Source organism: Flavobacterium sp. RHBU_24 (assembly GCF_046613695.1).
Classification (GTDB): domain Bacteria; phylum Bacteroidota; class Bacteroidia; order Flavobacteriales; family Flavobacteriaceae; genus Flavobacterium.
The window spans coordinates 31890-56746 of sequence record NZ_JBKJHD010000009.1 but is presented as its reverse complement, the minus strand read 5'-3'; the positions used below and the strand labels follow the sequence as shown (position 1 = coordinate 56746).

The window sequence follows — 24857 nt, the reverse complement described above, 5'->3', positions numbered from 1 at the left end:
AAAGAATTATTTTAAAATTATTGGGCCGCTGCCGTTACGGTATCCTTAGCGGTAGCGGTAGTGTCTTTAGCGGTAGCTGTAGTATCCGCTGCCGGTGTGGCAGTTTCCTCCGCTGCAGGCTTAGCAGCTTCGTCTTTCTCTTTTTTAACGGCTGCACCCAGCGTTTCCTTACCTGCCAGCCACTTGTTAAAGTCGGCCTCGCTTTCCACTACAATTTTCATTTGCATATTGTAGTGCGACTGCCCGCAAATTTTATTACAAAGCAGCAGGTAATCAAACTGATACGGATCAAGCGCTGATTTACCGGCGGCTACAAGCTCGGCACTTTTTTTAGAGCGAAGGTCATTAATGTGCGCCACCTTATTCATTATAGCCGGATCGTCGCGCATTTCATCTGTAGTAACGGTAGGAACAAAACCAAACTGGGTAACCATACCCGGAACCACGTTCATCTGTGCCCTGAAGTGTGGCATATAAGCAGAGTGCAGTACATCCTGCGAACGGAATTTAAAAATAACCTGTTTTCCTTTAGGAAGGTGCAACTCGCTGGCCTGTATATCATCTTCAGCATTTGCATCAGACATATCCACACCCATACTGTTAACACCGTTAATATAACGCACGTTAGCTTTACCTAACTTACCGTCTTTACCGGCATAGCGCACTTCCCAGCCAAACTGCTTTGCATAAACCTCTACATACACCGCATCTTCTTTAGCTTCTTCGTCTATAAACATAATGTTAGTCCACGCATAAAGGCCGTATAATATAAGCCCTGCAAGCACTATAACGGGAATAATAGTCCAGATAAATTCAAGTTTGTCATTATCAGCATAGTAAAAAGCCACCCTGTCTTTTTCGCCTTTATAGCGAAATGCAAAGTAGTGCAGTAAAAACTGTGTAAGCACCTGTACAATAAAGATGAGCCACATAGATATAGACATCAGGTTATCATACTGGGGGCCGTGCTCAGAAGCAGGCGTGCCCAATACCAGGTGTCCCCATTTCCACAAAGAGTAAATAGTAAACAGGTAGATAAACCCTACAAAGGCAAACATAAGGTAGCCGTTTACAGCATTGTCTTTTTCAGACGCCACCCCGGTGTCCGCATCATGGGTACCGGTACCGGCTCCCACCTGTGTAAGATGGAATATCCTGGTAAGCTGCCATATAGCAACACCTAATAAAACTACAACTACAAATATCAATAAACTAGTCATCTGTTTATCTCTTTAAATATTAATATTGGAAATGCTTACTTTCTTCGATAAGCGGGTTGCGCTTAGCTAACAATGGCGCTTTTGTAAGTGTGGTAAACACTACAAGTATAAACAGGCCAAGGAAGAACAATACAGCGCTAATTTCGGTAACACCTATAAACCACTGCTCGCCCACGGTAGCCGGCATTATCATGTTGAAAAAGTCTACATAATGGCCGCAAAGGATAATTATCCCTGCCATTACCACAATCCATGTAAGGCGTTTAAAGTCAGTATTCAGCAATATAAGTATAGGGAGCACAAAGTTCATGGCAACCATACCAAAGAACGGAAGGTTATAGTTTTCTATCCTCATTTTAAAGTACACAATCTCTTCAGGTATATCGGCATACCATATCAGCATGAACTGCGAGAACCAAAGGTAGGTCCAGAATACGCTGATACCAAACATAAACTTGGCAAGGTCATGTATGTGGCTTGTATTAACATACTCCATATACCCTTTAGATTTAAGGTAAAGCGTTATCATGGCAATAGTAGTGATGCCGCTTACAAAGAAACTTGCAAACACATACCATCCAAACAGGGTGCTGTACCAGTGCGGGTCTACCGACATGATCCAGTCCCATGACATAATTGATTCTGATATAATAAAGAACACAAGGAAAGTCGCAGCGCCTTTAAAGCTCTTTTTGTAAGAAACATTATCGTTAGCTTCGTCCTGTGCAAGCGATTGTTTGCGTGAGTACTGGCGGTACCAGATCCATCCGCCCATAAATATGGCAGCCCTGATTAAGAAGAAAGGGCCGTTAAGGTAACCTGATTTAGCTTTAATAAGGTGGTCTGCAGCTACAACATCTTCATCCATCCACACAAAAAGGCCGTGCCAGTGAAATACGCCTAATGCTAAAAGTATAAACACTATTGCTGCACCGGGGATAAGGTAAGAAGAAATTCCCTCCATAACACGGAACAATACCGGAGACCAGCCTGCCTGCGCGGCATTTTGTATAGCGTAAAACGCAAGGGCGCCAAGCGATATCAGCATAAAAAATAATGCCGCAACGTATACCGCAGCCCAGGGCTTGTTCCTAAGTTGTTTTAATACATGTTCTGCATGTTCTTTGTGTGCATCGTGCGACGCTTCAGCATGGGCTTCGTGCCCCTCGTGCGCGGCAACAGCCGTTTCGGCATGAGTTTCTTCAGCAACTGCATTTTCCGCAACCGCAGTATCGCTAACAGCGGTATCGGCAACGGCAGCAACAGCTTCATGCCCTTCGGCAGTAGCAGTATCACCTGTTACGGCTTCAGCTTCTGTAACGGCGGCTTCTGCATGGCCCTGGTTTGCCTCAGGGGCTTCATGGTGTGCCTCAGCACCTTCATGGTGTTCTGCAGCAGCGCCTTCATGGTGCGGTGCTGCTTCGCCTTCATGCGCTGCATCACCGTGGCCACCGTGCCCGTGCTGGGCCGCTATAATTTGTTCAGCTTCTTCAACTGTTTTCGGTGCAGTAAAAAAACCGTACCCTATACCCAGTGCTCCTAACACCATCAGTACAAAGGCCAACGTTTTTAATTTACTAGAAAATGTATACATATTTTATGCTTTCAGTGTTCTACAATAATTATTCACTCTTAAGTTTCATAACATATCGGGCCACTTGCCAGCGTTCCTTTTGGTTCAGCTGGTTAGCATAAGATCCCATCATGTTGCGGCCATACGTTTCCACATGGAAAACGCTGCCTTCGGTAATTTCCCTGGTTTTATAATCAGGCACACCGGCAAATTTTTCCCTTACTGCAAGGTTACCTTTACCGTCTCCTTTGTCACCGTGGCAAATCGCGCAGTATATTGTATACAGCTGTTCTGCTTTAGCCTCATCATACTCCCCTGCCGCAAGTGGCGATACAAGCGCTTTAGATGCTGTGTAGCCCTCTTCGTTATTAGGAAGCTCATAAGGCACAAAACCCCTGGGTATAGAACCCTGCGCCGGCAGGCGGCCTTCTTTACCGTCTTTAAAAACAGTTTTAGGCGCTTCAGAATATGCTTCGTAGCCTACAGATTCATACATATTAGGCATGTACTGGTAATTAGGTGCAGCGGTGTCATGGCATGATGCAAACGCCAGCGAGGCGGTTACGGCAAATGCTATTTTATGTAATGCTTTCATACTTCTAATTAATGCTTTTCGATTACTTTAACTTCAACAGCTCCGGTGCCCTGAAAAAAAGTAACCAGTTCGTTTTCATCGCCATGTACAGGCACTTCCATTAAAAAGTGGTCGTCTGTAGTCCTTACGTCCGGGTTTTCGGCATCTTTAAACGGCCATAATTTACTCCTCATATAAAAGGTTATTACCATAAGGTGGGCGCCAAAAAACACGGTAAGCTCAAACATAACCGGTACAAAGGCCGGCATGTTCTGGTAGTAGGTAAAGCTGGGCTTACCCCCTATATCCTGCGGCCAGTCTTTTATCATTATATAGTACATCATTGATGTAGCAACAGATAATCCCACTAAGCCATAAAGGAACGCGCATATAGCAAGCCTTGTAGGGGCAAGTCCCAAAGCCTTATCAAGGCCGTGTACCGGGAATGGCGTAAAAACTTCTTCAATGTGATGATGTGCAGCGCGGGTTTTCCGTACCGCGTCCATTAGGATATCATCGTCATTGTACAATACATGTAAAACTTTATTGCTCATGATTCTTAGTGATGATTATGTTCTGAATGTGAATGGTCGTCGTGTGCATGTGCTTCATGCAGCTTTTTGTATTTTTCGCTGGATGTTTTCATGATAGATTTTACCTCGGCCTGTGCAATAACAGGGAAACTCCTTGAGTAAAGCAGGAACAGCACAAAGAAGAAACCTATGGTACCGATGAAGAAACCGGCGTCTACAAATGTAGGCTGGAACATGGTCCATGAAGATGGAAGGTAATCCCTGTGAAGCGAGGTAACGATGATAACAAAACGCTCAAACCACATACCTATGTTTACCACGATTGAAATGATGAACGAAGCCGCGATGCTGGTACGTATTTTTTTAGACCACATTACCTGCGGCGAAACCACGTTACACGTCATCATCAGCAGGTATGACCACCAGTAAGGGCCCGTTGCCCTGTTAAGGAAGGCATACTGCTCATATTCAACGCCCGAATACCATGCAATAAACAACTCTGTAATATAGGCACAACCCACAATAGAACCTGTAATCATGATGATGATGTTCATCAGCTCTATGTGTTGTACAGTAATATATGCTTCAAGGTTTGATACCTTCCTCATGATGATAAGGAGGGTATTTACCATTGCAAATCCTGAGAAGATAGCTCCCGCTACGAAGTATGGCGGAAGGATGGTGGTATGCCAGCCCGGTATTACCGATGTGGCAAAGTCAAATGATACAATGGTGTGTACCGAAAGTACCAGTGGTGTGGCAAGGCCCGCAAGTACAAGCGAAACCTCTTCAAAACGCTGCCAGTCTTTGGCACGGCCGGTCCAGCCGAAACTTAATATAGAATATACCTGTTTTGTAAAAGGCGTTATGGCCCTGTCGCGAAGCATGGCAAAGTCAGGAAGTAAACCCGTCCACCAGAATACAAGCGAAACAGAAAGGTAGGTTGATATCGCAAATACGTCCCAAAGAAGCGGTGAGTTAAAGTTAACCCAAAGCGAACCGAACTGGTTAGGTATAGGCATTACCCAGTAAGCAAGCCACGGGCGGCCCATGTGGAATACAGGGAACATTGCCGCCTGTATTACCGAGAAGATGGTCATCGCCTCCGCAGAGCGGTTAATGGCCATTCTCCATTTCTGGCGGAACAAAAGTAGTACAGCCGAGATAAGCGTTCCGGCGTGGCCGATACCTACCCACCAAACGAAGTTGGTAATATCCCAGGCCCAGCCCACTGTTTTATTTGATCCCCATGTACCGATACCTGTACCTACCGTATAGGCAACACACGCTACACCCCAAAGAAAGGCTGCCAGCGCTATGGTAAAAGCTATCCACCATTGCTTATTGGCCCTGCCTTCCACGGGCCTTGCAACATCAACTGTTACATCGTGATAATTTTTGTCACCTATAATTAAAGGTTTTCTAATGGGTGCTTCGTAATGAGACGACATAATCCTTTTATGTTTGTTTCTATTAATAAACTTTTTACTACTATGTATTCCTTACCTTAACTTTGTAGAATACATTTGGCTTAGTACCTATCTGGCTTAGCAGGTGGTAAGCCCTTTCGTCTTCTATGCCCCTTGCCACGGTATCTTCGGCGTTGTTAACATCGCCAAATACTAAGGCACCGCTATCACACGCATCAGAACAGGCTGTGCTAAACTCATCTTTATTAACCACCCTGCCTTCGCGTTTGGCGGTTAGTATAGTAGCCTGGGTCATTTGTATACAGAATGAACATTTTTCCATTACACCGCGTGAACGCACCACCACATCAGGGTTAAGCACCATACGGCCAAGGTCGTTGTTCATGTTATAATCAAAATCGTTGTTTTTGTTGTAAAGGAACCAGTTAAAACGGCGCACTTTATACGGGCAGTTGTTAGCACAGTAACGGGTACCCACACAACGGTTGTAAGCCATGTGGTTTTGTCCCTGGCGCCCGTGAGAGGTAGCGGCAACCGGGCACACGGTTTCACAAGGTGCGTGGTTACAGTGCTGGCACATTACCGGCTGGAATACCACCTGAGGGTTATCTGCAGGGTGCTCCATTTCGTCAAAAGTATGGATAGAACCCATAAGGCCCGATGCCTTTTCTTTCTTCTCAACATCCTCATTAAACGTTTCCTCGGCAGAATAGTACCTGTCTATACGCAGCCAGTGCATATCGCGGCTCCTGCGTATTTCAGATTTTCCTACTACAGGAACGTTGTTTTCGGCGTGGCATGCTATAACACACGCGCCACAGCCTGTACAGGCGTTAAGGTCAATACCCAGGTTAAAGTGGTGGCCTGTAGTCCTGTCAAAAGACTCCCAAAGGTCTATTGTAGCAGCGGGAACCTCTTTATGGTCGTAAGATACCTGCGGCATCTCGTTCCAAACTTCAGGGCCCTTTTCGTTAAATTCTGTAAGTGTAGTATCCTTAACGATATCGCCCCTGCCCATAAGGGTGCGCTGAAGCTGCACACACGCAAATTCATGCTCCCCGCCCACTTTAGTAAGCTTGGCAGTCTGTAACGCATTAAGGTTGTTATATAATGTGTAAGCGTTAACTCCTACTACCATTTCTTTTTTAAATCCAGCTTCGCGGCCATAGCCCAATGCGAGGCCTATAGTGCCTTTTGCCTGGCCCGGCTGTATGATTACCGGAACTTTTTCAAGTTTTTTATCGCCTACCACAATGTCTGCAAGGCTACCGTTAAGGCCACCGTTTGCAACATTCCAGTTCTCTATTTTAAGTGTATCGGCGTCTGCCTTAGAGATGGTGATGTAGTTATCCCAAGACGTCCTGGTAATAGGGTCTGGAAACTCCTGAAGCCATGGGTTATAGGCCTGCTGGCCGTCGCCCATACCGGTTTTAGTATACAGTACAAGCTCAAAATCAGATGTAGGCTTAGCCTGTGCAAGCGCAGAAGCCGCACTGCCCCAGTCTGCTCCCGCAGCCGCAGCCGTTGCAGCTACCTCTGTGTAAGCCACACCATCGTGCACTAACTGGTTCCAGGTTTTACCGGCTACATACGTAGGCGCTACTGTTTTGATATAGTCATAATAAGATACCGAAGAACCGCTCCAGCTAAGGATGGCATCCTGAAATTGTTTTGTATTAAACAACGGGCGGATCGTAGGCTGTGTTATGGCATAATATCCTTTAGCTACGCTAACATCGCCCCATGCCTCAAGGTAGTGGGGGGCAGCGGCGGCCACAGTTGTTTTTGAAGCTGTTTCATCTTCTTTAAGCGAGAATGCAACAGAAAGTTTTACTTTTTTAAGCGCCTCTGCAAAATCGTTTCCGTTAGGAAGCGTGTACACAGGGTTAACATTACTCATAATAAGTACGTCCACCTGCCCGGAAGCCATATCAGCCACAAGCTGTTTAACGGCTTTGGCATCGCCTTTACGTGTGTAACGAGGCGCACCCGGCTTAAACGCAGCCGAGTTGATGGCAGCATTAATACCCAATACAAGCAGTTGCGCGTTTACATCATCAAGGCCGGTAACAACCACACCTTTAGATCCGGCAGCTTTAAGTTGGGCAATAGCTTTATTTACTTCAGCAGCATACGTTTTATCAAGGGCTACGTTAGCGCCCCCGCCCACAAGGGCATTATATATAGCCACAAGGGCATATTTTTGCTGGGTAACGGTAAGCGGTATACGCTTGTCTGCATTGGCACCCGATAGCGTCATGTTGCTCTCTATCTGGATGTGCTTAGACATTTTGCCGTTTTTAGGGATGCGTTTTGAAGCATAGGCCGCATCAAAACCACCACCCTGCCAGTCGCCAAGGAAATCGGCGCCTACAGAAAGGATAACATCCGCCTGGCTAAAGTCATAATCTGCCAGTGCCCTTTCGCCATATACGGCCTGGTAGGCATCAAGCGCTTCTGAAGAAGATACGGCATCATATACAACATGCTTAAAGTTAGCATATTTAGCGCCAAACTCAGCAATTAATTTATCAGTAGAGGGGCTTGCGGTAGTACCTGTAAGCACCACAACCTGTCCGCCGCTGGCAGCAGCCTGAGAAAGGCCCGCTTTTACCTTAGCGTCAACTTCCTGCCATGAGGCAGGCTTACCGCTTATAACCGGCTGTTTAAGCCTAAGGTTATCGTAAAGCGAAAGTACAGAGGCATGCACCCTTGCGTTTGCAGAAAGCTTAGCGCCTGCAAGTTTGTTTTTCTCAACTTTTATAGGACGCCCTTCACGGGTTTTTATAAGTATGTTTGCAAAATCAAAACCGTCTGCTATGGTAGTAGCATAATAATCAGCAACACCCGGGATAATTTCTTCCGGCTGCACCACATAAGGTATAGATTTAATTACCGGGCCTTCACACGCTGCAAGGGAAGCAGCGGCTGTGGTAAAGCCCACATATTTTAAAAAGTCACGACGGCTTGTAGATGAATTTGCCAGGGCTTCCTTATCACCAAGGAACTCCTCTGTAGGGATTTCTTCAACAAACTCGTTGTTTCTTAGCGTCTCAACAATAGAGCTGTTTTCATTAAGCTCTTCAACACTTTGCCAGTATTTTTTGTTTGATGCCATGTTGTATATAGATATTAGCTTCTTAGAAATTGATTAATAGTGACATTTACCACACTCAGTACCACCCATGTTGGCAGCAGTAAGTTTTTGAACCCCGTACTTTTTAGCAAGTTCATCGTGGATTTTAGCGTAGTAGCCGTTGCCTTCCACCTTCACATTTGTTTCACGGTGGCAGTTGATACACCAGCCCATTGTAAGCGGAGCGTGCTGTTTCATAACCTCAAACGTTTGTACAGGGCCGTGGCACGTCTGGCACTCCACACCCGCAACCGAAACGTGCTGTGAGTGGTTAAAGTAAACAAAATCAGGCAGGTTGTGTATCCTCACCCATTTAACAGGCTTTTGAACACCCGTATAGGCTTTTGTAGTATTATCCCAACCAACCGCGTCATACAAGTTGGCAATCTCACCCGTGTAGAATTCTTTAGAGCGGTCGTAAATTGAATCTTTATCCCCTGCAAATGAACTGATGTTTTTGTGGCAGTTCATACATACATTTAGTGAAGGGATGCCCGACTGCTTGCTAACCCTTGCAGAAGAGTGGCAGTATTTACAGTCGATACCGTTGTCTCCGGCGTGTATTTTGTGCGAGAAGTGAATAGGCTGAACCGGCTCATAGCCCTGGTCTACACCTATCTGCATTAAGTAGCCATACAGCATGTAGCCGCCTGAAAGTATTAATAATATAACCGTTACCAAAACAAGGAACTGGTTTTTAACATACGCTTTCCAAACGGATATTGAAGGTTCTTTTTCTATTTCAAGGCCATTATTTTTAGCTACCCTTGTAAGTGTCCTGTTTACCAATACCAGCATAACGATAAGCACACCTAAAACAAGTATAAGCGCACCTAATACAATAACAGACGAAACTCCGCCGTTATCACTGCCTGAAGCTGTTGTGGCAGTTGCAGCCGAAGGCGTATCAACTACTTTTGGCTCTGAAGTATAAGCTATAATGTTATCAATATCCGCAGTACTTAGCTGTGGAAACGAGGTCATTGTAACCTTATTGTTTTCATTATACAGCTTTACAGCTGCCGCATCGCCAGATTTTATCATGGCGGTACTGTTGTGTATCCAGTCGTATAGCCACTGCGTATCGTGCTTAGCCGCTACCCCCCTAAGTGCAGGGCCGGTAGACTTTTCATCTAGCTTATGGCATGAGGCACAGTTGGCGTTAAACAGTTCTTTCCCTTTAACCGGATCGCCCGCACCGGCAGCAGCAGGTGCTGCAGCATCGGCGGCTGCCGGTGCAGCCATAGCGCCAGGAGCTGCCGGGGCAGCACTATCCTGAGCAAATGCAGAAGTGGAAAAAGTTAGCGAGAGCGCCAGAAAGAACATTAAGATCCTTGAAATTGAAGTATGGTTACCCACTTTTTTCATATTAGTAATGATTAACGACTATTTTGGTACGGTTTTTAAGGGGTATATCTGTTAAAATACAAGCCTTTTTTAAAAAACTCCCACAAAAATACGACTTAAGAATTATTCTCAAACCTTAAATAAACCTTAAAGCATAATTTATACCAATTCTAAATAGACCCCTGCAAGCCCAGTAAAAATAATAGTTGTACATTTGTATAAAACCCAGTTCATTATGAGAATTTTAAGATTTAAATGTGCCTTTAGTATACTTTTTATTAGCATTTTATTTACATATAAATCTAATGCACAAAGCAGTGTAACGGTAAATCAGGACGAACAATTTAGCGAATTGCTGGCAGCAAAGCGTAAAATTAATGCTTCGATAACCGTTAACGACAAATATAAGGTGCAGATATTTTATGGAGACAACAACGGCGCACGCAAATCGCTACAGGATTTTAGGCGCGACTATAAGAATGTAGATGCTACAATAATATATGAGAGCCCTACCTATAAAGTTTTAGTAGGCAGCTATAAATCGAAAATTGAAGCGGAGCGCAACCTTGCCGAAATACGTAAAAAATTTCCGTATGCACTTATAGTGCGCCCTAATAAATAACATATCGCTTTCTGTTATTAACGAGTAAGGCTGCCAGTTGGCAGCCTTACTCGTTATATATATAATAGGTGTTTATATTTTCCTTTCGATAACATAATTTACCATCAGCGTAAGCGCGTCTTTATATTGTGATGCGGGATAACCTGCAAGCAGCATAAGGGCTTCTTCGCGGTACTGGCTCATTTTTTGCTCCGCGTAGCTAAGGCCGCCTTTATTTTTAACAAAGTTAATTACCTCCTTAACCCGTTTTTTATCTTTGTTATGGTTTTTAACCGAATTAATAGCCCATTTCTTTTCTGATTTGGCACAATTATTCAGCGCATAAATAAGCGGCAGCGTCATTTTTTGCTCCTTAATATCTATGCCGGTAGGTTTGCCTATGGCATCATCGGTATAGTCAAAAAGGTCGTCTTTTATCTGGAACGCCATGCCTATAAGTTCGCCAAAGCGGCGCATCTTTTCCACATTTTCACTTTCGGGGTCTACCGATGCCGCGCCCAGCGAGCAGCAGGCCGCGATAAGGGTTGCGGTTTTCTGGCGGATGATTTCAAAATAAATTTCTTCGGTAATATCAAGGCGTCGTGCCTTTTCTATCTGTAACAGTTCGCCCTCGCTCATTTCGCGCACGGCTACTGATATGATGCGCAGCAGGTCGAAATCGCCGTGGTCTATACTTAGCAACAGGCCCTTGCTGAGCAGGTAATCTCCTACAAGCACGGCAATTTTGTTTTTCCAGAGGGCGTTTAGGGAGAAGAAGCCACGGCGGCGGTTAGAGTCGTCTACCACATCATCGTGTACCAGTGTGGCGGTATGTATCAGCTCTATAACCGAAGCGCCGCGGTACGTGCGCTCGTTTACCATTCCCCCGCTTATCATTTTTGAGGTAAGGAACACAAACATGGGCCGCATTTGCTTGCCCTTGCGGTTTACTATATAATAGGTAATGCGGTTGAGCAGCGCCACTTTTGAAGACATCGACTCGCGGAACTTTTTCTCAAAAAGTTCCATTTCGGCCGATATGGGCTGCTTTATTTGCTCCGTGATTTTCATTCGCCGTCAAAGATAAAAAAAAGGTGCTTAGTTTCTGAGGTGCCGGGGCACTAAGTTTAAAAACTATGTCACGTATTAAGTTTCTTAGCCGCTGAGCTACTTGGCTACTTAGCCGCCACTGAACACTGAATTACTGCACCGCCTCGCCCTTATTAGCCAGCTGCCCACAGGCGGCATCAATATCCTTCCCGCGGCTGCGGCGCACTTTTGCCACTACCCCACTGTTTTCTAATGCGCGGATGTAGGCATCTATAGCCTCAGGGTCGGCCTGCTGAAATTCGCCATCATCAATAGGATTGTATTCTATCAGGTTAACCTTGCAGGGCACGTAGCGGGTAAATTTTACCAGCGCGTCTATATCTTCCTTGCGGTCGTTAATACCTTTCCACACCACATACTCATAGGTAACGCGGCTTTTAGTTTTGGTATACCAGTATTCTAACGATTCGCGCAACTCTGCCAGAGGGAAATTTTTACTAAAGGGCATAATACTGCTGCGCACGGCATCTATAGCCGAGTGCAGCGATACCGCAAGCTTAAATTTAACCTCATCATCCGCCAGTTTTTTAATCATTTTGGGCACACCCGATGTAGAAACGGTAATGCGCTTAGGGCTCATGCCCAGCCCCTCTGTAGATGTTATCTTTTCAATAGCCTTTAATACGTTATTATAGTTCATAAGCGGTTCGCCCATGCCCATAAATACTATATTGCTTAGCGGGCGGTTGTGGTACAGGCGGCTTTCGGCATCTATGGCAGCCACCTGGTCGTATATTTCGTCAGGGTTAAGGTTGCGCATGCGCTTAAGGCGCGCCGTTGCACAAAAGTTACAGTCAAGGCTGCAGCCTACCTGGCTGCTCACGCAGGCGGTGGTACGGGTTTCGGTAGGTATCAGTACGCTTTCTACCACCAGGCCGTCGTGCAGGCGCACGGCATTTTTTACGGTACCGTCGGTACTGCGCTGCATCTGGTCTACGTGTATGTGGTTTATTACAAAGTTATCCTCCAGCATCTGGCGGGTAGCTTTGGCCACATTGGTCATATCGTCAAACTTATGGGCATTTTTTTGCCACAGCCATTCATATACCTGGTTACCACGGAACGCCTTATCGCCATTTGCCTCAAAAAACGCACGCAGCTGTTCTTTAGTAAGCGCCCTTATGTCTCTTTTCTCCGTTTGCATGCTGCAAAGGTAGGTTTTTTTGTTATTTATGAATTGAAAGATTTAAGGATTGAAATTTGAAATATTCAGTTGGAGATTTGCACTCATCGGTGGGCTGTTGTTATACGCATATAATGCCACACAGTTACGGCTATAAAAATAATCACTGAACCAAAAGTGCGTTATCCTCTTCCGCCAGGGAATATGTATAGAGGGCCGGCAAAACGGTTTCGCGCGGTTTTTCAACGATGGGGAGTTCCCTCCTTTTGGGCTTGTCGCCTTGAGTAACCCGGGGGAAAACAACAAACGTTAAAAGACCGGCAAGTAACGTAATTTTAAATTTCATAACACCCTGTAATCATTTGAGAAGTGGCAATATTATCATTTAATTCCTTAATTATCAGGGTTAACCCCTATTTTTTTAATACTTATAGTCATTTTTACCAATTATAAACCGGCAAACGTTTTAGGAATATTTTTTTATGGGGTTACCTGCCTTTAAAAAAGTTTATCTGTAATAATTATCTTTGCTTCAAAATCAAGAAATACATGCACTTTATATCTGAAGAACTTGAAGACTATGCCGCCAGCCACAGCGAAAACGAACCTGCATTACTTGAGGCGCTAAACCGCGAAACCCACCAGAAGATACTGCAGCCGCGCATGCTGAGCGGGCATTTTCAGGGGCGGGTGCTGAGCCTGCTGAGCAAGCTGGTTCACCCTAAGGCAATATTAGAGATAGGCACCTTTACAGGCTATGCCACGCTGTGCCTGGCCGAAGGGCTACAGGAAGGCGGCACGCTGGATACGCTGGACAATAACGAGGAGCTGTATGATTTTCAGCGGAAGTATTTTGACAAAAGCCCCTGGGGTGGCCGGATAACGCAGCACCTGGGCAACGCGCTGGATATAATACCCAGGCTGGATAAAAAGTTTGACCTTGTGTTTATAGATGCCGATAAACAAAATTACCCCAACTACTGGAACCTTATTGTACCCCTGATACACAAGGGCGGCATTATACTTTCTGACAACGTGCTGTGGAGCGGAAAAGTACTGGAACCCGTAAAAGACAACGACAAAAGCACAAAGGTACTGCTGGATTACAACAAGATGGTAAAGGAGGACCCGCGTGTAGAAACCGTGCTTTTACCCATTAGAGACGGGCTCACTGTTAGTAGGGTTATCTAAACGCTCGTGTTGCGGGAAGTATTTATCGCGCAGGAAGGTGTATAGTTTTACCATAAGCCACCCGGTAAACAGGCCAAATAAGTAGCCACACAGTATATCGCCCGGATAGTGCAGCCCCAGGTAAATGCGGCTGTAAGCAAATATAAGCGGCCAAAGGAAAAAGAAGCCTATATATTTTAAATACGGATGCAGTACACGATAGGTAAAAAAGGCAACGGCCATAGAGTTACTGGCATGCCCCGATATAAAACTAAAGGAGTGGCGCTTTTGTATGGCCCGGATAATATTGGCAATGGCAGGGTCGCTGCCGGGGCGCAGGCGGTGCACCGAGTTTTTTATAAGATTAGTAGTCTGGTCTGTAACTAAAACTAAAAGGCCTATAAGCCCCACTACCATAAGCGCGTGTTTCCAGCCGAGGCGTTTAAAAGCCAGGTAGATAATAATTGCAAAAACGGGTATCCAGCTTACCTGTTTTGTAATGATGAGCCAAAGCGGGTCCCAGGTTTCTGAACCCAGGCTGTTTAGCCATATAAAAAGTTCGCGGTCAAGCTGGCCTAATTTTTCAAGCATCTATTTAATCCGTTTTATAGGGCCCGACATTTCTTCAATGTCTTCTTTTACTTTTTCAATTTCGCCCTGTATTTGTTTAGAGGTATCGTCATTAGCCGTACCCAAATCAGTAAGCGATTTTTTTATACCGTCTATATCCGCGCTCTTATGGATTTCGCTTTTTATATCGTTAGTAGCGTTTTTAAGCTGCTGCATCCCTTTGCCCAGGCCGCGCGCAATCTCAGGGACTTTGTCGCTGCCAAAAAGCATGAGCACAACAATCATGATAAAAAACAGCTCTCCGCCTCCTATTCCAAACATAGTTGTAAAATTTAATACACAAAGTTAAATATAAATACGTGCATATTACATTTACGGATGTGTAATTAGTGTTTTTTTAGTAAACGGAGCGCCATCCTTTAAATTATAATACAGCTGCTTATTGTTTTGCAATTTTCAGGGTAGTGTTGCCCTTGCTGGTTTGTGCGGTAACATAATAAATACCCGCGCTAAGGCTGCTTACATTAACGTCATTCGCCGCTGACTGCAGCACCTGCCTTCCGGCTGCATCGGTAACTACTACCTTAGTAACTTGGGCATTTCCTGTAAAGTGCAGCACATCGGCTACCGGGTTTGGGGCTATGGCAATTTTATTTACCTCAAAAGGATTGGTAGTAGCCATGAGAGGGTCGTAATAGCTTTCTATAGATTGTGTGGTCTCGTTATTAAGGCCTAAAAGCGGCAGGTTCATTACCATGGTAAGCGTGCGGAACACAGGGGCGTCAGCCGGGGCGGCTGCATAATAGCTGTACATGGTCTGGGTAACGGTACCTACGGGGAAACCGGTGTATACAATGTTAAGTACCTGCACAATTTTAAGGCGGGTAACCGGGGTTCCGGCCGGGGTAGTGCCCACATTTGTTGTAAGGGTGCCGTAGCCGTCTACCGAAGTGGTGCAGGTACCGGAGAAGGTGCCATTATACGTGTCTTCTTCTGTAACATAAGTAAATGAACCCGATATGGGATCGGCAACAGCCGCCGCGCCATACGCCTTAGGGAATATTCCTAAAAAAGCATTGTTTGCCGCATAATCCAGCATGATACCATTTGAGCTGGCAGCCGTTAAAAACGTACCCCCATCTTGAGCGTTATTCAGGAAAAACTCGGTAGTAGTAAAATCGCCGCTGGTTTCTACCACCGTATTTGTTGTAGGGAATTCGGCTTCCTGCCCATCGGTAGACGCGATTGTAGCGGTAGACGAGTATCCGGCCGCTGTAAGGCCGCTAAAATTCCAGGTTACATTTTCGCCAGAGGCACTTTCATCAAGCAGTGTGGCACTTTCGGCAAGCTGGTACTCGTAGGTGTTTGCAGAAATAGTGTAAAAAGTGTTTACCGTTTGTGCCGACATGCCTACAGCCGCAAGCAAAAATGCTGATAGTAGTGTTTTTTTCATTGTGATAGTTTAAGCAGATTTAAATATTTATTGTTTGACCATTTTTAAAGTACTGGTGCCCGATGCATCCTGTAAAGTAACAAGGTAAATACCCGTGTTAAGGCCGGCCGTAGCGATATCGTTACCCGGATTGCTTTTTAGCACCTCCCTGCCCGAAGCGTCGGTAACGGTTACTGCGGTAATAGTACCGGCGTTGGTAAAATGCAATACATCGCCCACGGGGTTTGGTGCAATGCTTATTTTTTCTTTAGTATTTGTAATTGTACCCAGCAGCCCCACGTTATACACCTCAAATGAATCGGCATTATAATCTAATTCAAGTGCGGGTACATTAAGGTGTGAAGCGATGCTCCTTACAAGGGGATATGTTACAAAAGGTTCGCCTGAATAATAATGGTACATGGTTTGGGTAAGCGTACCTGCTGGTACGCCGTTGTAAATTAGCACCAGGTCCTGTGTGATTTTTAGCCTTGTAACGGGTACATTGCTAAAACCCATACCTGCATTGCCCAGGTTTGTGGTTAAGGTGCCATAGGCATCAACCGAGGTGGTGGCCGTTCCTGTAAAGGTGCCGGTATAGCCCATGCCCTGAAAAGTGCCCGCAACAGCATCGGTAAAGGTGTAGCCGTAATTTAGCGGGAAGTTGCCCAAAAAAGCGTTATCCGTGTTATAACTCAGCGTTACATTGCCAATTTTGATACCGGTAATGCTGTTACTGTTTAAAAAGAAACGGTTTACCACATTATCGTTACCGTAAAAGTTACCATTGGTTTGCACTACAAGGCTTGTTCCCGGAAAATTAGCAAGCTGGTTGTTAGTAGGGCTTTGTGTGGTAGTTTCAGATTGGCCGGCATCGGAAAGGTTTGTAAAATCCCAAGTAATGCTTTCGCCGGAAACGTCCTCATTAAGATCGGTTTCAGGTGTGGCTATAACGTAGGCCGGGCCGCCAATTTCAGGGCTGTTACCTGGCGTATAAAAATTATCTACGGTTTGCGCCGAAACTGTAACAAAGCCCAATAAAAGTGCGTAACGTAATACTGCTTCCATAGCCGATGGTTTTTTTCCAAAAATATAAAAAAATACATCAGTTATAATTTAAAAATAACAACAAAACCCTGACGTATTGCTAAATAAACCAGGGTTTAACTGTATTTTACCTAAAAAGCGGTGAACGCCTATTTTTTGTCCTTTAACTGGTCGAATTTGTCCGGGCCGGCTATAGGGGGCCACATGTTATTCTCTACATCAATATCAGCGGTAAGCAGCTTAGGGTCCAGCCTCATTTTAGTTACTTTTTTGCCGGTGGCTATCACGCGTTTTGCCGTGGTGTTTTCTTTACGCCATATTTGCACCGGAAACGTCTGAGTTTCGGTGGTGCCGTCTTCATACGTTAGCTGCGCTATAACCGGCATGGGCAGGCCGCCCAGCTTTTCAAAGGTGACTTCATAAAAGAACTTCGGCTCGCGTAACGCCGCCTTTTCTTCAGGGGTAAATTTCCCGTCAATATACTCCTTAAGCATTTTTACTTCAGCACGGTTAAAGGCTTTTTTATCGGCTTTATTGGCATCGGGGCTATCGGGCGCCATATATACAAACGGCCCGGTTTCTTTACCAAAGCGCCCTTTGCGGATGTTTACTTCCTTAAGGCCTTCCGGTTTTACATCGGTAACATAATACTGCTTTACCTCTTTTATCGAAAGGTCTACATAATCAGTACTGTAAAACCATCCCCTCCAGAACCAGTCAAGGTCTACCGCAGAGGCATCTTCCATGGTTCGGAAAAAATCCTCCGGCGTGGGGTGCTTAAACTTCCAGCGGTTAGCGTAGGTTTTAAAGGCATGGTCAAAAAGCTCGTGCCCCATAATGACCTCGCGCAGCATGTTAAGCCCCGCGGCAGGCTTGGCGTAAGCGTTGTTGCCAAACTGGTGGATGCTTTCAGAATTTGTCATTATCGGTTCCAGGAATTTCTGGTCGCCGCTCATGTAAGGCACTATTTTATCGGCAGGGCCACGGCGTGAGGGAAAGTTAGCATCCCACTCCTGCTCTGCAAGGTACTCTAAAAAGCTGTTTAGCCCCTCGTCCATCCAGGTCCACTGGCGCTCATCAGAGTTAACAATCATGGGGAAAAAGTTATGCCCCACCTCGTGTATGATTACCCCGGCATTGCCCCATTTAATGGGGTCGCTTACAAAGCCTTTTTCGTCAGGGCGGCCAAAGTTCCAGCATATCATGGGGTACTCCATGCCCTGGTCTGCCGCCGAAACCGATATGGCCTTCGGGTACGGGTAATCAAACGTATATTTACTGTAAGTTTTTAGCGTATGCGCCACCAGGCGGGTGCTGCTGTCACCCCATAGCGGGTTAGCCTCCTTAGGGTACAGCGAAATGGCCATAACGCTCTTGTCGTTTAGCTTTACCGCCATAGCGTCGTATATAAACTTACGCGAAGAGCTAAACGCAAAGTCGCGCACGTTATCGGCCTTTAATTTCCAGGTTTTCTTTTTGGTACTGAAGTTTTTTTCGGCAGCGGTAGCTTCTTCCTGGGTAACGATAACCACAGGCTTGTCGTAGGTTTTTGCAGCCAGTTCCCAGCGCCTTAGCTGTTCGGGCGTAAACACGTCTTTGCGGTTTTGCAGTACGCCCGTACCATCCAGCACGTGGTCTGCCGGGGTGGTAATGTTTACCTCGAAGTTGCCAAAGGTAAGGGCAAACTCACCCGCGCCCCAAAACTGCATGTTCTGCCAGCCCTCTACATCATTATACACCGCCATACGCGGGTAAAACTGCGCGATAACGTAGAGGTTGTTGTTATCCGCATCAAAATGCTCATAGCCGCTGCGGCCGCCAACAACCTGGTAATTGTTAATATTGTACCACCATTTAATGCTGAACGATACCTTTTCGCCGTGCTTAAGCGGCACAGGCAGGTCGATGCGCATCATGGTCTGGTTTACGGTATATTTCATGGGCTTGCCCGCTGCATCCTTAACGTACTCCAGCTTAAACCCGCCGTCAAATTCCTTTTCGGCATAGCGGCGCACAAAGCCCTGGGCGGTATAGGCAGGGTCCATATTTTGGTTCTCTATGAGTTTAGAGGGCGAGTCGGCGGCGTTTTCGTTCTGGTCCAGTTGAATCCAAAGGTACTCCAAAGCCTCGGGTGCGTTATTGGTATAGGTAATGGTCTCGGTACCGTAAAGTTTAGTATTCTTATCGTCAAGCTCTATGTCCATTTTATAATCGGCCTGCTGTTGGTAATAGGCCGGGCCCGGCGCCCCGCTTGCGGTGCGGAACATATTGGGCGTAGCCAAAAGGTCGTACATCTGGTTGAAGCTGTTGCGGTCTTTGTGGCCGGACTCACGGGGTGTGGCGGGCTTGTCCTGGGCGGCGGTGGTGAGGGTTGCCAGCACGGTTAGGGTATAAAATACTCTTTTCATACGTTAAAAAGTTACGGTGCCTGAAGGCGTATCACGGGTTAGGAGCAGGCTTTTGCGCTCGTTGTTTACTCTGGTATTTATCATGTTTTGCTGCTCGTGGAACATGTCCTGCAGCACGGTATTGCGCACTTCAATAGAGGTGACTTTTTTAGGCGCCGGCACGGTAAGGTAACACACCAGTATATCATCATCCACTTCTTTTGCCAGAAAAGTAAGCGGCGCGGCCTTGCCATTTACGGTTACGGTTACCTTATCCAGCAGGTATTGCTTTATGGTAGCGGTGGTTTCGGGGAGCTCTTTAGCGGTGGCAAGGTAAAAGGTTTTGCCATACTTAGCGTTTAGGGCTTTCTCAAGGTCGTCTATAAAAATGCGCCCGGTTACCTGTATGGTTTTCTTCTGGGGCTTATGCTCCATCTGAAAAACCGCCACGTAATACTTGTGCACACCTGCTGATGAGAGCAGGCCCGCAAAAATGAGGAGTAACAGCGTGTGATATAACTTTTTCATAGTGGGCTAAGATAATAAAAAATATTGACAGCAATTTTATACACTTATTCAAGGAAATTTTCCTTAAAAGCAAGATTTTTTTTACTAAATTCGTAAGGTTCCTTACGCACCGGTTTTAATGGTAAGTACTGATTTAATGAAAGGTGCGGTATGTGCGGAGGTGCCTATTTTTAAGAGTGATCCCATCTTTATATTTTCGGGATATGTGTATGAAATTTTAAAATCAACCAATATGGAAAACTATTTAAACAATTTGGAAGTGGGCGAACTTAGCGTTACACTTTCATTTATTCCCCCAACAGTAGATATTGCAGATACAGGCGAACCGGGAGCGGTTGCAACTGCTGTAATTAACGGCCATACTACAATAGTGGTAGCACAGGCAGACGGCAGTTTTGAAGAAGCAAGTTGCAATTGTATAACTTATAGAGAAGCATTACACTAATGGCAATAGACTTAACCACAGCAAAGCCAAACTATTTTGGCACTACCGGCGATTTAGTTACCCGAATTTACACCGATACGTATTATAACGATGCTCCAATGATTGACGATTGGTGCGGAGGGCTTTATAACAGAGACAGCATAGGCTATTACCGGCTGCCTGTTGTGGGCAGGCGGGTAAGCGAACTGAAAGAACCGACCCGAGGCAGGCTTGAAAAATTGTGCAGTGATATTATACACTTAAACACACAGGGTACTATAATACTTGATAAACAAATAGAAATCACTACAAACCTGGATATACCTGCTGAAATTAAATTTTTAATAGAGCCTGATGGCGGGTTTAATGTTTCGGCAGGTGCAATACTAACAATCAATTCTGAGATTGATACAAAATCTCAAAGGCTGGTGTATGGAGAAGGAAATGTTTATTTTGCAGGCAATCAGGAAGTGTGGTCTGACGCGTTTGGCACTGTCCCTATTTTGACCAATTTTAATCCCCGCGTTGTCCCTGACTCACCTGATCAGCATCCCTTTTTACAAAAATGTATAGATTCCTGCAAAAATACAAATGCTATTATGCGGACAAGAGCCGGCAGATATTGTGTTGATGCGCCTTTGTTAATAATGCCGGATTTTGATGGAACTGAATATGCTAAAGATTATATATCGCTTACATGGCATGGCACAGGGGCCACTACAGACACCTATTACAGGAGTACGCGGATTATTGCCCGGCACATAGGTGAAGTAGTGGTAGACGGTGTAGCACAAATGTTGCCACAAATGAAAACATTTGCCATAGGTATACAAAACGGAAGGAACATACACCTTACAAACATACAGGTTTTTGGCTACAATCCGGTCTCTACCGAACAACCTGTTTCTACTACACGATATGAAACTATGGTGTTTGTGTGGGATAGGGTTAGGGATAGCAGATACAGTCCGTACGCAGGAATAGTGATTGACCCTTTTTTTTCACTTCCGGACGCGGAACATATTTTATCAACTGAGGAGCGTTATCCGGGATTTGAAGATTATTATTATATCCCAAATGCTAATGCAACATCAGGAACAAAATTTGAATTTGTTGCTGTTGAAGATTTTGTTGTAGGTTTCTTGATTTCTCCAAGTGGCTATCCAAAATGGCAACTTGGCTCAGAGATAACCTGGATGGATTGCAGGGTAGATGGTGCCAAATCAGGCATAGCGTCCTGCGATGCCCAAAACAGGAACTTATATTGGTATGCAGGTTCTGTTGGTTCATGTAAATACTGTTTTGATTCTGTCACCTATGGAACGCAAAATGGAAACATCCCCAGGATATATGGCGTTAATATTAATGGTAATTACATTTTTAACAGTAAAGGGCAAAGCGGAGAACAGGCCATACACATTACCGGTATGCACGCAGAAAGCATTGGCGGTATCGGCTGGGTGGGAACACAATCTGCAAATGCCAACAACACCGCCAAAATAGAAGACAGTCGTATAAACTTTGGCGACCACAGAGGGTCTGTAGATTTCCAGATTACGTGTTATGGAAACCTGGAACTTGTGGGCTGTACGCTTCAAACCGAGTGTTTCCGGGCATATTTAAATCAAGCAGCAACTTTAACACTGAGAAATTGTAAACTTACCGGCTTAAACGGCGAACCGGTAGTTTCATCTAATAATGCATATAATACCATTATTGACAATTGCTTTTTTAGCGATACCAAATTACAATCCGGCGCACTTGTATCTAATGGAACAACTCAGATGTCAAAATATTTAACGCCCTCTATATTAAATGGAGTAAGTAGTAGTGACATTAACAACAGGGCTCATCTTGTAAATGGGCAAATGATTGTAAGTAAAGACCAAGATAAGCTTTTGATTGCAAATGCTCCAGAATTTTCATTAATTCCAAGCAATAATTACTATCAAATAACCGAGATAATCATGATTCCCTTAGATGATGATGGAGACGGTATTACAAGAGCCATCATACAACTGGATTCTAACTGGGTAGGGAAACTTAAACTGTATACCCAAATAATGTGTAGAACCACCGCTATCAAGTATGAAGATTTTACCGGAGAAAGAACATTTTCGTCAGGCAGAAATATCATGGGTTGTGTTGAAGCATTTGACGAAGTAACTTTTAAGGCAACGCTTAGAAACGTGCCTGATGCCTTTGCTGTAGCTGTAACAACAGCAACAAATACAGGCCAACCACTTCCTTCGTACAGGATAGCCATGGTAGGCTGGCGCAGGTATCACGCTCCTACAACAATAACTGGCATAACCGGTACAACTACTATTACCTTGAGCACCCCGGATGCGTGGCAAGTTGGAGACAGGATAAGGGGAACTGGAATACCTGAAGGTACATTTATAAAAGAGAAAATCGGAAGTGGAGCAAGTACCACATTTACCTTATCCACCGCATTTACGGCTACTACAGGTGTATCCGTCTACGATGCAGAAGTTCAGGAATACACACCTATGCTTCAATCGGCTGCACTAAATACTGCTAATAATCCTGTAGCGGTTACCCAGGGCACTACCGCTCCCGGTGCCACCTATGCACAGGCTGAAGCAGAGGCGGTGCAAACCCAGCTTGTTACGCTCACTACGCAGTATAATGCCCTCCTGGCAAGATTCGACGATTTAGTAAGCAAGGATCAGGCAGCCAAAATCAGGGCCTAAGCCAATATGATTTTAATACTTGAGCAAAGCAGCCTTTTGGCTGCTTTGCTGTTTTTAACAGGTTGTGGTAGCATATTAACCGTTCGCTAAAACAGAAGTAGCAATACTCCCCCCTACCCGTGCACTGCCCCCGTCTTCCCATAGCTCTGTATCAGTTCCCCTTCAAACTCCAGCCATTCGGCCCAGCGTTTGTCCACATCAATACCTTCGCCATACTTGCGGGCAAAGCCTAAAAACGTGGTATAGTGCGTGGCCTCGCTTACCATAAGGTCGTGGTAAAACTTAGCCAGTTCGGCATCCTTAATATTTTTTGAAAGCACCCTGAAACGCTCGCAGCTCCTTGCCTCTATCATGGCGGCAAAGAGCATCCGGTCGATAAACGCCTCCATACGGCTGCAGTTCTTTTTGGCAAACTTAGCCAGTTGGCCTACATAATCGTCGCGCTTTTCACGGCCCAGCGTGTAGCCCCGCTGCTTGATGATATCGACCACCATAGTAAAGTGCTCCATCTCCTCAATGGCTATCTCGGCCATTTTTTGCACCAGCTCTATATGCTCGGAATTATTGGTAATAATATACAGCGCATTGGCCGCGGCCTTCTGCTCGCACCAGGCGTGGTCAGTAAGTATTTCTTCGAGGTTGCCTTCGGCAATGTTGGCCCAGCGGGGGTCAGTAAGGAGTTTTAATCCAAGCATGATGAAAAATTATTGCGGTAAAAATAGCGAATTCTGTTGCAAAAAAGGAACGCGGATGACACGGATTTAAGCGGATGCCCGCGGATTTTGAGCATTTATGAAGGTATCCCTCTCTTCCGGTTTATTACACGGAGCTTGTAATGGACTGTTTTTATCCTCTGTGAGTCTTTGGTGTATTCTTTGCGCCTCAAGTGAAACTTCCATCCGTTCACAAGCAAAAAAGCCCTGTTTACCTGTTTTTTACTACCGCTTAAGCACTAATGTATTACTTTGGCTTATAATTTTATAAAAATTGGTGTAACCAAAACACTTGTTTATAGTCTTATATCAAAACTTATTCGTTTATGAAAAAAATAGCCGTTTTATTTGTAGCGCTTTTATCACTGGGCTTGCACGCGCAGGATTTTCAGGGCGTTGCCACATACGAGTCTAAAACTACCCCGCCGGATTTTGGCGGTATGGCGGGCAACCGCGACATTACCCCCGAAATGGAAAAACAGATAAAGGAGCGTGTAAAAAAAGCCCTTGAAAAAACCATTATACTTACCTTTAACCGTACCGAAAGCACCTGGCTTGAGGAAGAAAAGCTGGATGCCCCGGGGCAGGAAGGCGGCATGCGCATGATGATGAACATGATGGGCGGCGGCGGTAAGCACTGGAAGAGCATTAAGGAAAAACGCTTTGCAACCGAGAAGGAAGTGTTTGGCAAAGAATTCCTTATTGATGATACGCTGCCTAAGCTGCAATGGAAAATGACCACTGAGACCAAAAAGATAGGCGACTACACCTGCTACAAGGCCACAGCAGTGGTACCTACCGATAAAAGCGATTTCAGGAATATGCGCATCAGGAAGGAAGCGCCTAAAAACAATGAGGCGGGTAAAGAGGCTGATAAAACCGATGCCGCAAAATCTACCAATTTTATGGACCGGATGGAAATACCCGAAACAAAAGAAATAACCGCGTGGTATACTCCGGATATCCCGGTAAGTACCGGCCCGGCAAATTACTGGGGGCTGCCCGGCCTTATACTGGGCGTAAACGATGGCACCACTACCCTGCTGTGCAGTAAAATAGTAATGAACCCGAAAGAGAAAGCCGAAATTAAAAAACCAACCAAAGGCAAGAAAGTTACCCAGGCCGAATATACTGACATCGTAGCTAAAAAAGCCGAAGAAATGCGCCAGATGGGCGGCGGACCCGGAGGCGGCAGGCCACCCCGCATGAATTAAAGCCACAT

The 24857-nt window shown here is 45.3% G+C and carries 22 protein-coding genes; 5 read left to right on the top strand and 17 right to left on the bottom strand.

Annotated features, from left to right (window positions below):
* Window positions 1-17: 17 nt before the first annotated feature.
* From ACLI09_RS10555 to ACLI09_RS10525, 7 genes are read right to left on the bottom strand one after another with little or no spacing between them, the layout of a single operon-like run.
* Entirely contained in the window at window positions 18-1220 is a 1203-nt protein-coding gene (locus ACLI09_RS10555) for a cytochrome c oxidase subunit II (protein ID WP_411419587.1), read from the bottom strand.
* Window positions 1221-1239: 19 nt separating this feature from the next.
* Window positions 1240-2814: a quinol:cytochrome C oxidoreductase gene (locus ACLI09_RS10550; RefSeq protein WP_411419586.1), complete on the bottom strand. Its 1575-nt coding sequence runs from the start codon at window positions 2812-2814 to the stop codon at window positions 1240-1242.
* A 28-nt stretch (window positions 2815-2842) separates the two neighbouring features.
* Window positions 2843-3388 (bottom strand): c-type cytochrome, encoded by a 546-nt coding sequence (locus ACLI09_RS10545; protein ID WP_411419585.1) that lies wholly within the window; start codon window positions 3386-3388, stop codon window positions 2843-2845.
* Between the two features lie 8 nt (window positions 3389-3396).
* The gene (locus ACLI09_RS10540) at window positions 3397-3921 is read right to left on the bottom strand and encodes a DUF3341 domain-containing protein (RefSeq protein WP_411419584.1); all 525 of its coding nucleotides are present in this window, start codon (window positions 3919-3921) and stop codon (window positions 3397-3399) included.
* A gap of 5 nt (window positions 3922-3926) precedes the next feature.
* Complete coding sequence (gene nrfD, locus ACLI09_RS10535; RefSeq protein ID WP_411419583.1) at window positions 3927-5351, bottom strand: NrfD/PsrC family molybdoenzyme membrane anchor subunit; 1425 nt, start codon at window positions 5349-5351, stop codon at window positions 3927-3929.
* 40 nt (window positions 5352-5391) lie between these two features.
* Window positions 5392-8448 (bottom strand): TAT-variant-translocated molybdopterin oxidoreductase, encoded by a 3057-nt coding sequence (locus ACLI09_RS10530; protein WP_411419582.1) that lies wholly within the window; start codon window positions 8446-8448, stop codon window positions 5392-5394.
* Between the two features lie 33 nt (window positions 8449-8481).
* Window positions 8482-9834 (bottom strand): cytochrome c3 family protein, encoded by a 1353-nt coding sequence (locus tag ACLI09_RS10525; RefSeq protein ID WP_411419581.1) that lies wholly within the window; start codon window positions 9832-9834, stop codon window positions 8482-8484.
* Window positions 9835-10048: 214 nt separating this feature from the next.
* Here ACLI09_RS10525 and ACLI09_RS10520 point away from each other — a divergent pair, with 214 nt between their 5' ends.
* Window positions 10049-10435 (top strand): SPOR domain-containing protein, encoded by a 387-nt coding sequence (locus ACLI09_RS10520; protein WP_411419580.1) that lies wholly within the window; start codon window positions 10049-10051, stop codon window positions 10433-10435.
* A gap of 72 nt (window positions 10436-10507) precedes the next feature.
* On the opposite strand, the gene ACLI09_RS10515 is transcribed toward ACLI09_RS10520, so the two are convergent.
* From ACLI09_RS10515 to ACLI09_RS10505, 3 genes are all read right to left on the bottom strand, one after another.
* Complete coding sequence (locus ACLI09_RS10515) at window positions 10508-11485, bottom strand: polyprenyl synthetase family protein (protein ID WP_411419579.1); 978 nt, start codon at window positions 11483-11485, stop codon at window positions 10508-10510.
* Between the two features lie 130 nt (window positions 11486-11615).
* A complete protein-coding gene (gene rlmN, locus ACLI09_RS10510) occupies window positions 11616-12668 on the bottom strand; it encodes a 23S rRNA (adenine(2503)-C(2))-methyltransferase RlmN (protein WP_411419578.1) in 1053 nt (350 codons plus the stop codon).
* Window positions 12669-12810: 142 nt separating this feature from the next.
* Window positions 12811-12993, bottom strand: a complete 183-nt coding sequence (locus tag ACLI09_RS10505) for a hypothetical protein (protein ID WP_411419577.1) — start codon at window positions 12991-12993, stop codon at window positions 12811-12813.
* A 203-nt stretch (window positions 12994-13196) separates the two neighbouring features.
* On the opposite strand from ACLI09_RS10505, the gene ACLI09_RS10500 reads away from it, so the two are divergent.
* Window positions 13197-13838 carry an O-methyltransferase gene (locus tag ACLI09_RS10500; protein ID WP_411419576.1) on the top strand — a complete coding sequence of 214 codons (642 nt, stop codon included), beginning with the start codon at window positions 13197-13199 and terminating at the stop codon, window positions 13836-13838.
* Here ACLI09_RS10500 and ACLI09_RS10495 read toward each other — a convergent pair.
* From ACLI09_RS10495 to ACLI09_RS10470, 6 genes are all read right to left on the bottom strand, one after another.
* On the bottom strand, window positions 13797-14408 hold the full coding sequence (locus tag ACLI09_RS10495) for a phosphatase PAP2 family protein (protein ID WP_411419575.1): 612 nt from the start codon (window positions 14406-14408) through the stop codon (window positions 13797-13799). The genes ACLI09_RS10500 and ACLI09_RS10495 overlap by 42 nt on opposite strands.
* On the bottom strand, window positions 14409-14708 hold the full coding sequence (locus ACLI09_RS10490; protein ID WP_411419574.1) for a twin-arginine translocase TatA/TatE family subunit: 300 nt from the start codon (window positions 14706-14708) through the stop codon (window positions 14409-14411).
* A gap of 118 nt (window positions 14709-14826) precedes the next feature.
* A complete protein-coding gene (locus ACLI09_RS10485) occupies window positions 14827-15840 on the bottom strand; it encodes a T9SS type A sorting domain-containing protein (protein WP_411419573.1) in 1014 nt (337 codons plus the stop codon).
* A 27-nt stretch (window positions 15841-15867) separates the two neighbouring features.
* Window positions 15868-16887, bottom strand: coding sequence for a T9SS type A sorting domain-containing protein (locus ACLI09_RS10480; RefSeq protein ID WP_411419572.1), 1020 nt, complete (start codon window positions 16885-16887; stop codon window positions 15868-15870).
* Window positions 16888-17015: 128 nt separating this feature from the next.
* A complete protein-coding gene (locus ACLI09_RS10475; RefSeq protein WP_411419571.1) occupies window positions 17016-19274 on the bottom strand; it encodes a M1 family metallopeptidase in 2259 nt (752 codons plus the stop codon).
* A 3-nt stretch (window positions 19275-19277) separates the two neighbouring features.
* Window positions 19278-19781 carry a DUF6702 family protein gene (locus tag ACLI09_RS10470; protein WP_411419570.1) on the bottom strand — a complete coding sequence of 168 codons (504 nt, stop codon included), beginning with the start codon at window positions 19779-19781 and terminating at the stop codon, window positions 19278-19280.
* Window positions 19782-20013: 232 nt separating this feature from the next.
* On the opposite strand from ACLI09_RS10470, the gene ACLI09_RS10465 reads away from it, so the two are divergent.
* Complete coding sequence (locus ACLI09_RS10465) at window positions 20014-20226, top strand: hypothetical protein (protein ID WP_411419569.1); 213 nt, start codon at window positions 20014-20016, stop codon at window positions 20224-20226.
* Window positions 20226-22922, top strand: a complete 2697-nt coding sequence (locus ACLI09_RS10460; RefSeq protein ID WP_411419568.1) for a hypothetical protein — start codon at window positions 20226-20228, stop codon at window positions 22920-22922. The genes ACLI09_RS10465 and ACLI09_RS10460 overlap by 1 nt, the downstream gene beginning before the upstream one ends.
* A gap of 113 nt (window positions 22923-23035) precedes the next feature.
* Here ACLI09_RS10460 and ACLI09_RS10455 read toward each other — a convergent pair whose 3' ends face one another.
* The gene (locus ACLI09_RS10455) at window positions 23036-23617 is read right to left on the bottom strand and encodes a tRNA-(ms[2]io[6]A)-hydroxylase (RefSeq protein WP_411419567.1); all 582 of its coding nucleotides are present in this window, start codon (window positions 23615-23617) and stop codon (window positions 23036-23038) included.
* Window positions 23618-23961: 344 nt separating this feature from the next.
* Between ACLI09_RS10455 and ACLI09_RS10450 the strand changes: the two genes are divergently transcribed.
* Entirely contained in the window at window positions 23962-24849 is an 888-nt protein-coding gene (locus ACLI09_RS10450) for a GLPGLI family protein (RefSeq protein ID WP_411419566.1), read from the top strand.
* The last annotated feature ends 8 nt before the right edge of the window (window positions 24850-24857 follow it).

Excerpts from the sequence above, each read along its gene's own strand:
- ACLI09_RS10480 (WP_411419572.1), bottom strand. The coding sequence starts at position 16,887 with ATGGAAGCAGTATTACGTTACGCACTTTTATTGGGCTTTGTTACAGTT.
- ACLI09_RS10485 (WP_411419573.1), bottom strand. The coding sequence starts at position 15,840 with ATGAAAAAAACACTACTATCAGCATTTTTGCTTGCGGCTGTAGGCATG.
- ACLI09_RS10455 (WP_411419567.1), bottom strand. The coding sequence starts at position 23,617 with ATGCTTGGATTAAAACTCCTTACTGACCCCCGCTGGGCCAACATTGCC.
- ACLI09_RS10550 (WP_411419586.1), bottom strand. The coding sequence starts at position 2,814 with ATGTATACATTTTCTAGTAAATTAAAAACGTTGGCCTTTGTACTGATG.
- ACLI09_RS10470 (WP_411419570.1), bottom strand. The coding sequence starts at position 19,781 with ATGAAAAAGTTATATCACACGCTGTTACTCCTCATTTTTGCGGGCCTG.
- ACLI09_RS10525 (WP_411419581.1), bottom strand. The coding sequence starts at position 9,834 with ATGAAAAAAGTGGGTAACCATACTTCAATTTCAAGGATCTTAATGTTC.
- ACLI09_RS10450 (WP_411419566.1), top strand. The coding sequence starts at position 23,962 with ATGAAAAAAATAGCCGTTTTATTTGTAGCGCTTTTATCACTGGGCTTG.
- ACLI09_RS10555 (WP_411419587.1), bottom strand. The coding sequence starts at position 1,220 with ATGACTAGTTTATTGATATTTGTAGTTGTAGTTTTATTAGGTGTTGCT.
- rlmN (WP_411419578.1), bottom strand. The coding sequence starts at position 12,668 with ATGCAAACGGAGAAAAGAGACATAAGGGCGCTTACTAAAGAACAGCTG.
- ACLI09_RS10460 (WP_411419568.1), top strand. The coding sequence starts at position 20,226 with ATGGCAATAGACTTAACCACAGCAAAGCCAAACTATTTTGGCACTACC.
- ACLI09_RS10475 (WP_411419571.1), bottom strand. The coding sequence starts at position 19,274 with ATGAAAAGAGTATTTTATACCCTAACCGTGCTGGCAACCCTCACCACC.
- ACLI09_RS10520 (WP_411419580.1), top strand. The coding sequence starts at position 10,049 with ATGAGAATTTTAAGATTTAAATGTGCCTTTAGTATACTTTTTATTAGC.
- ACLI09_RS10490 (WP_411419574.1), bottom strand. The coding sequence starts at position 14,708 with ATGTTTGGAATAGGAGGCGGAGAGCTGTTTTTTATCATGATTGTTGTG.
- ACLI09_RS10505 (WP_411419577.1), bottom strand. The coding sequence starts at position 12,993 with ATGAAATTTAAAATTACGTTACTTGCCGGTCTTTTAACGTTTGTTGTT.
- ACLI09_RS10500 (WP_411419576.1), top strand. The coding sequence starts at position 13,197 with ATGCACTTTATATCTGAAGAACTTGAAGACTATGCCGCCAGCCACAGC.
- ACLI09_RS10495 (WP_411419575.1), bottom strand. The coding sequence starts at position 14,408 with ATGCTTGAAAAATTAGGCCAGCTTGACCGCGAACTTTTTATATGGCTA.
- ACLI09_RS10515 (WP_411419579.1), bottom strand. The coding sequence starts at position 11,485 with ATGAAAATCACGGAGCAAATAAAGCAGCCCATATCGGCCGAAATGGAA.
- ACLI09_RS10465 (WP_411419569.1), top strand. The coding sequence starts at position 20,014 with ATGGAAAACTATTTAAACAATTTGGAAGTGGGCGAACTTAGCGTTACA.
- ACLI09_RS10530 (WP_411419582.1), bottom strand. The coding sequence starts at position 8,448 with ATGGCATCAAACAAAAAATACTGGCAAAGTGTTGAAGAGCTTAATGAA.
- nrfD (WP_411419583.1), bottom strand. The coding sequence starts at position 5,351 with ATGTCGTCTCATTACGAAGCACCCATTAGAAAACCTTTAATTATAGGT.
- ACLI09_RS10545 (WP_411419585.1), bottom strand. The coding sequence starts at position 3,388 with ATGAAAGCATTACATAAAATAGCATTTGCCGTAACCGCCTCGCTGGCG.
- ACLI09_RS10540 (WP_411419584.1), bottom strand. The coding sequence starts at position 3,921 with ATGAGCAATAAAGTTTTACATGTATTGTACAATGACGATGATATCCTA.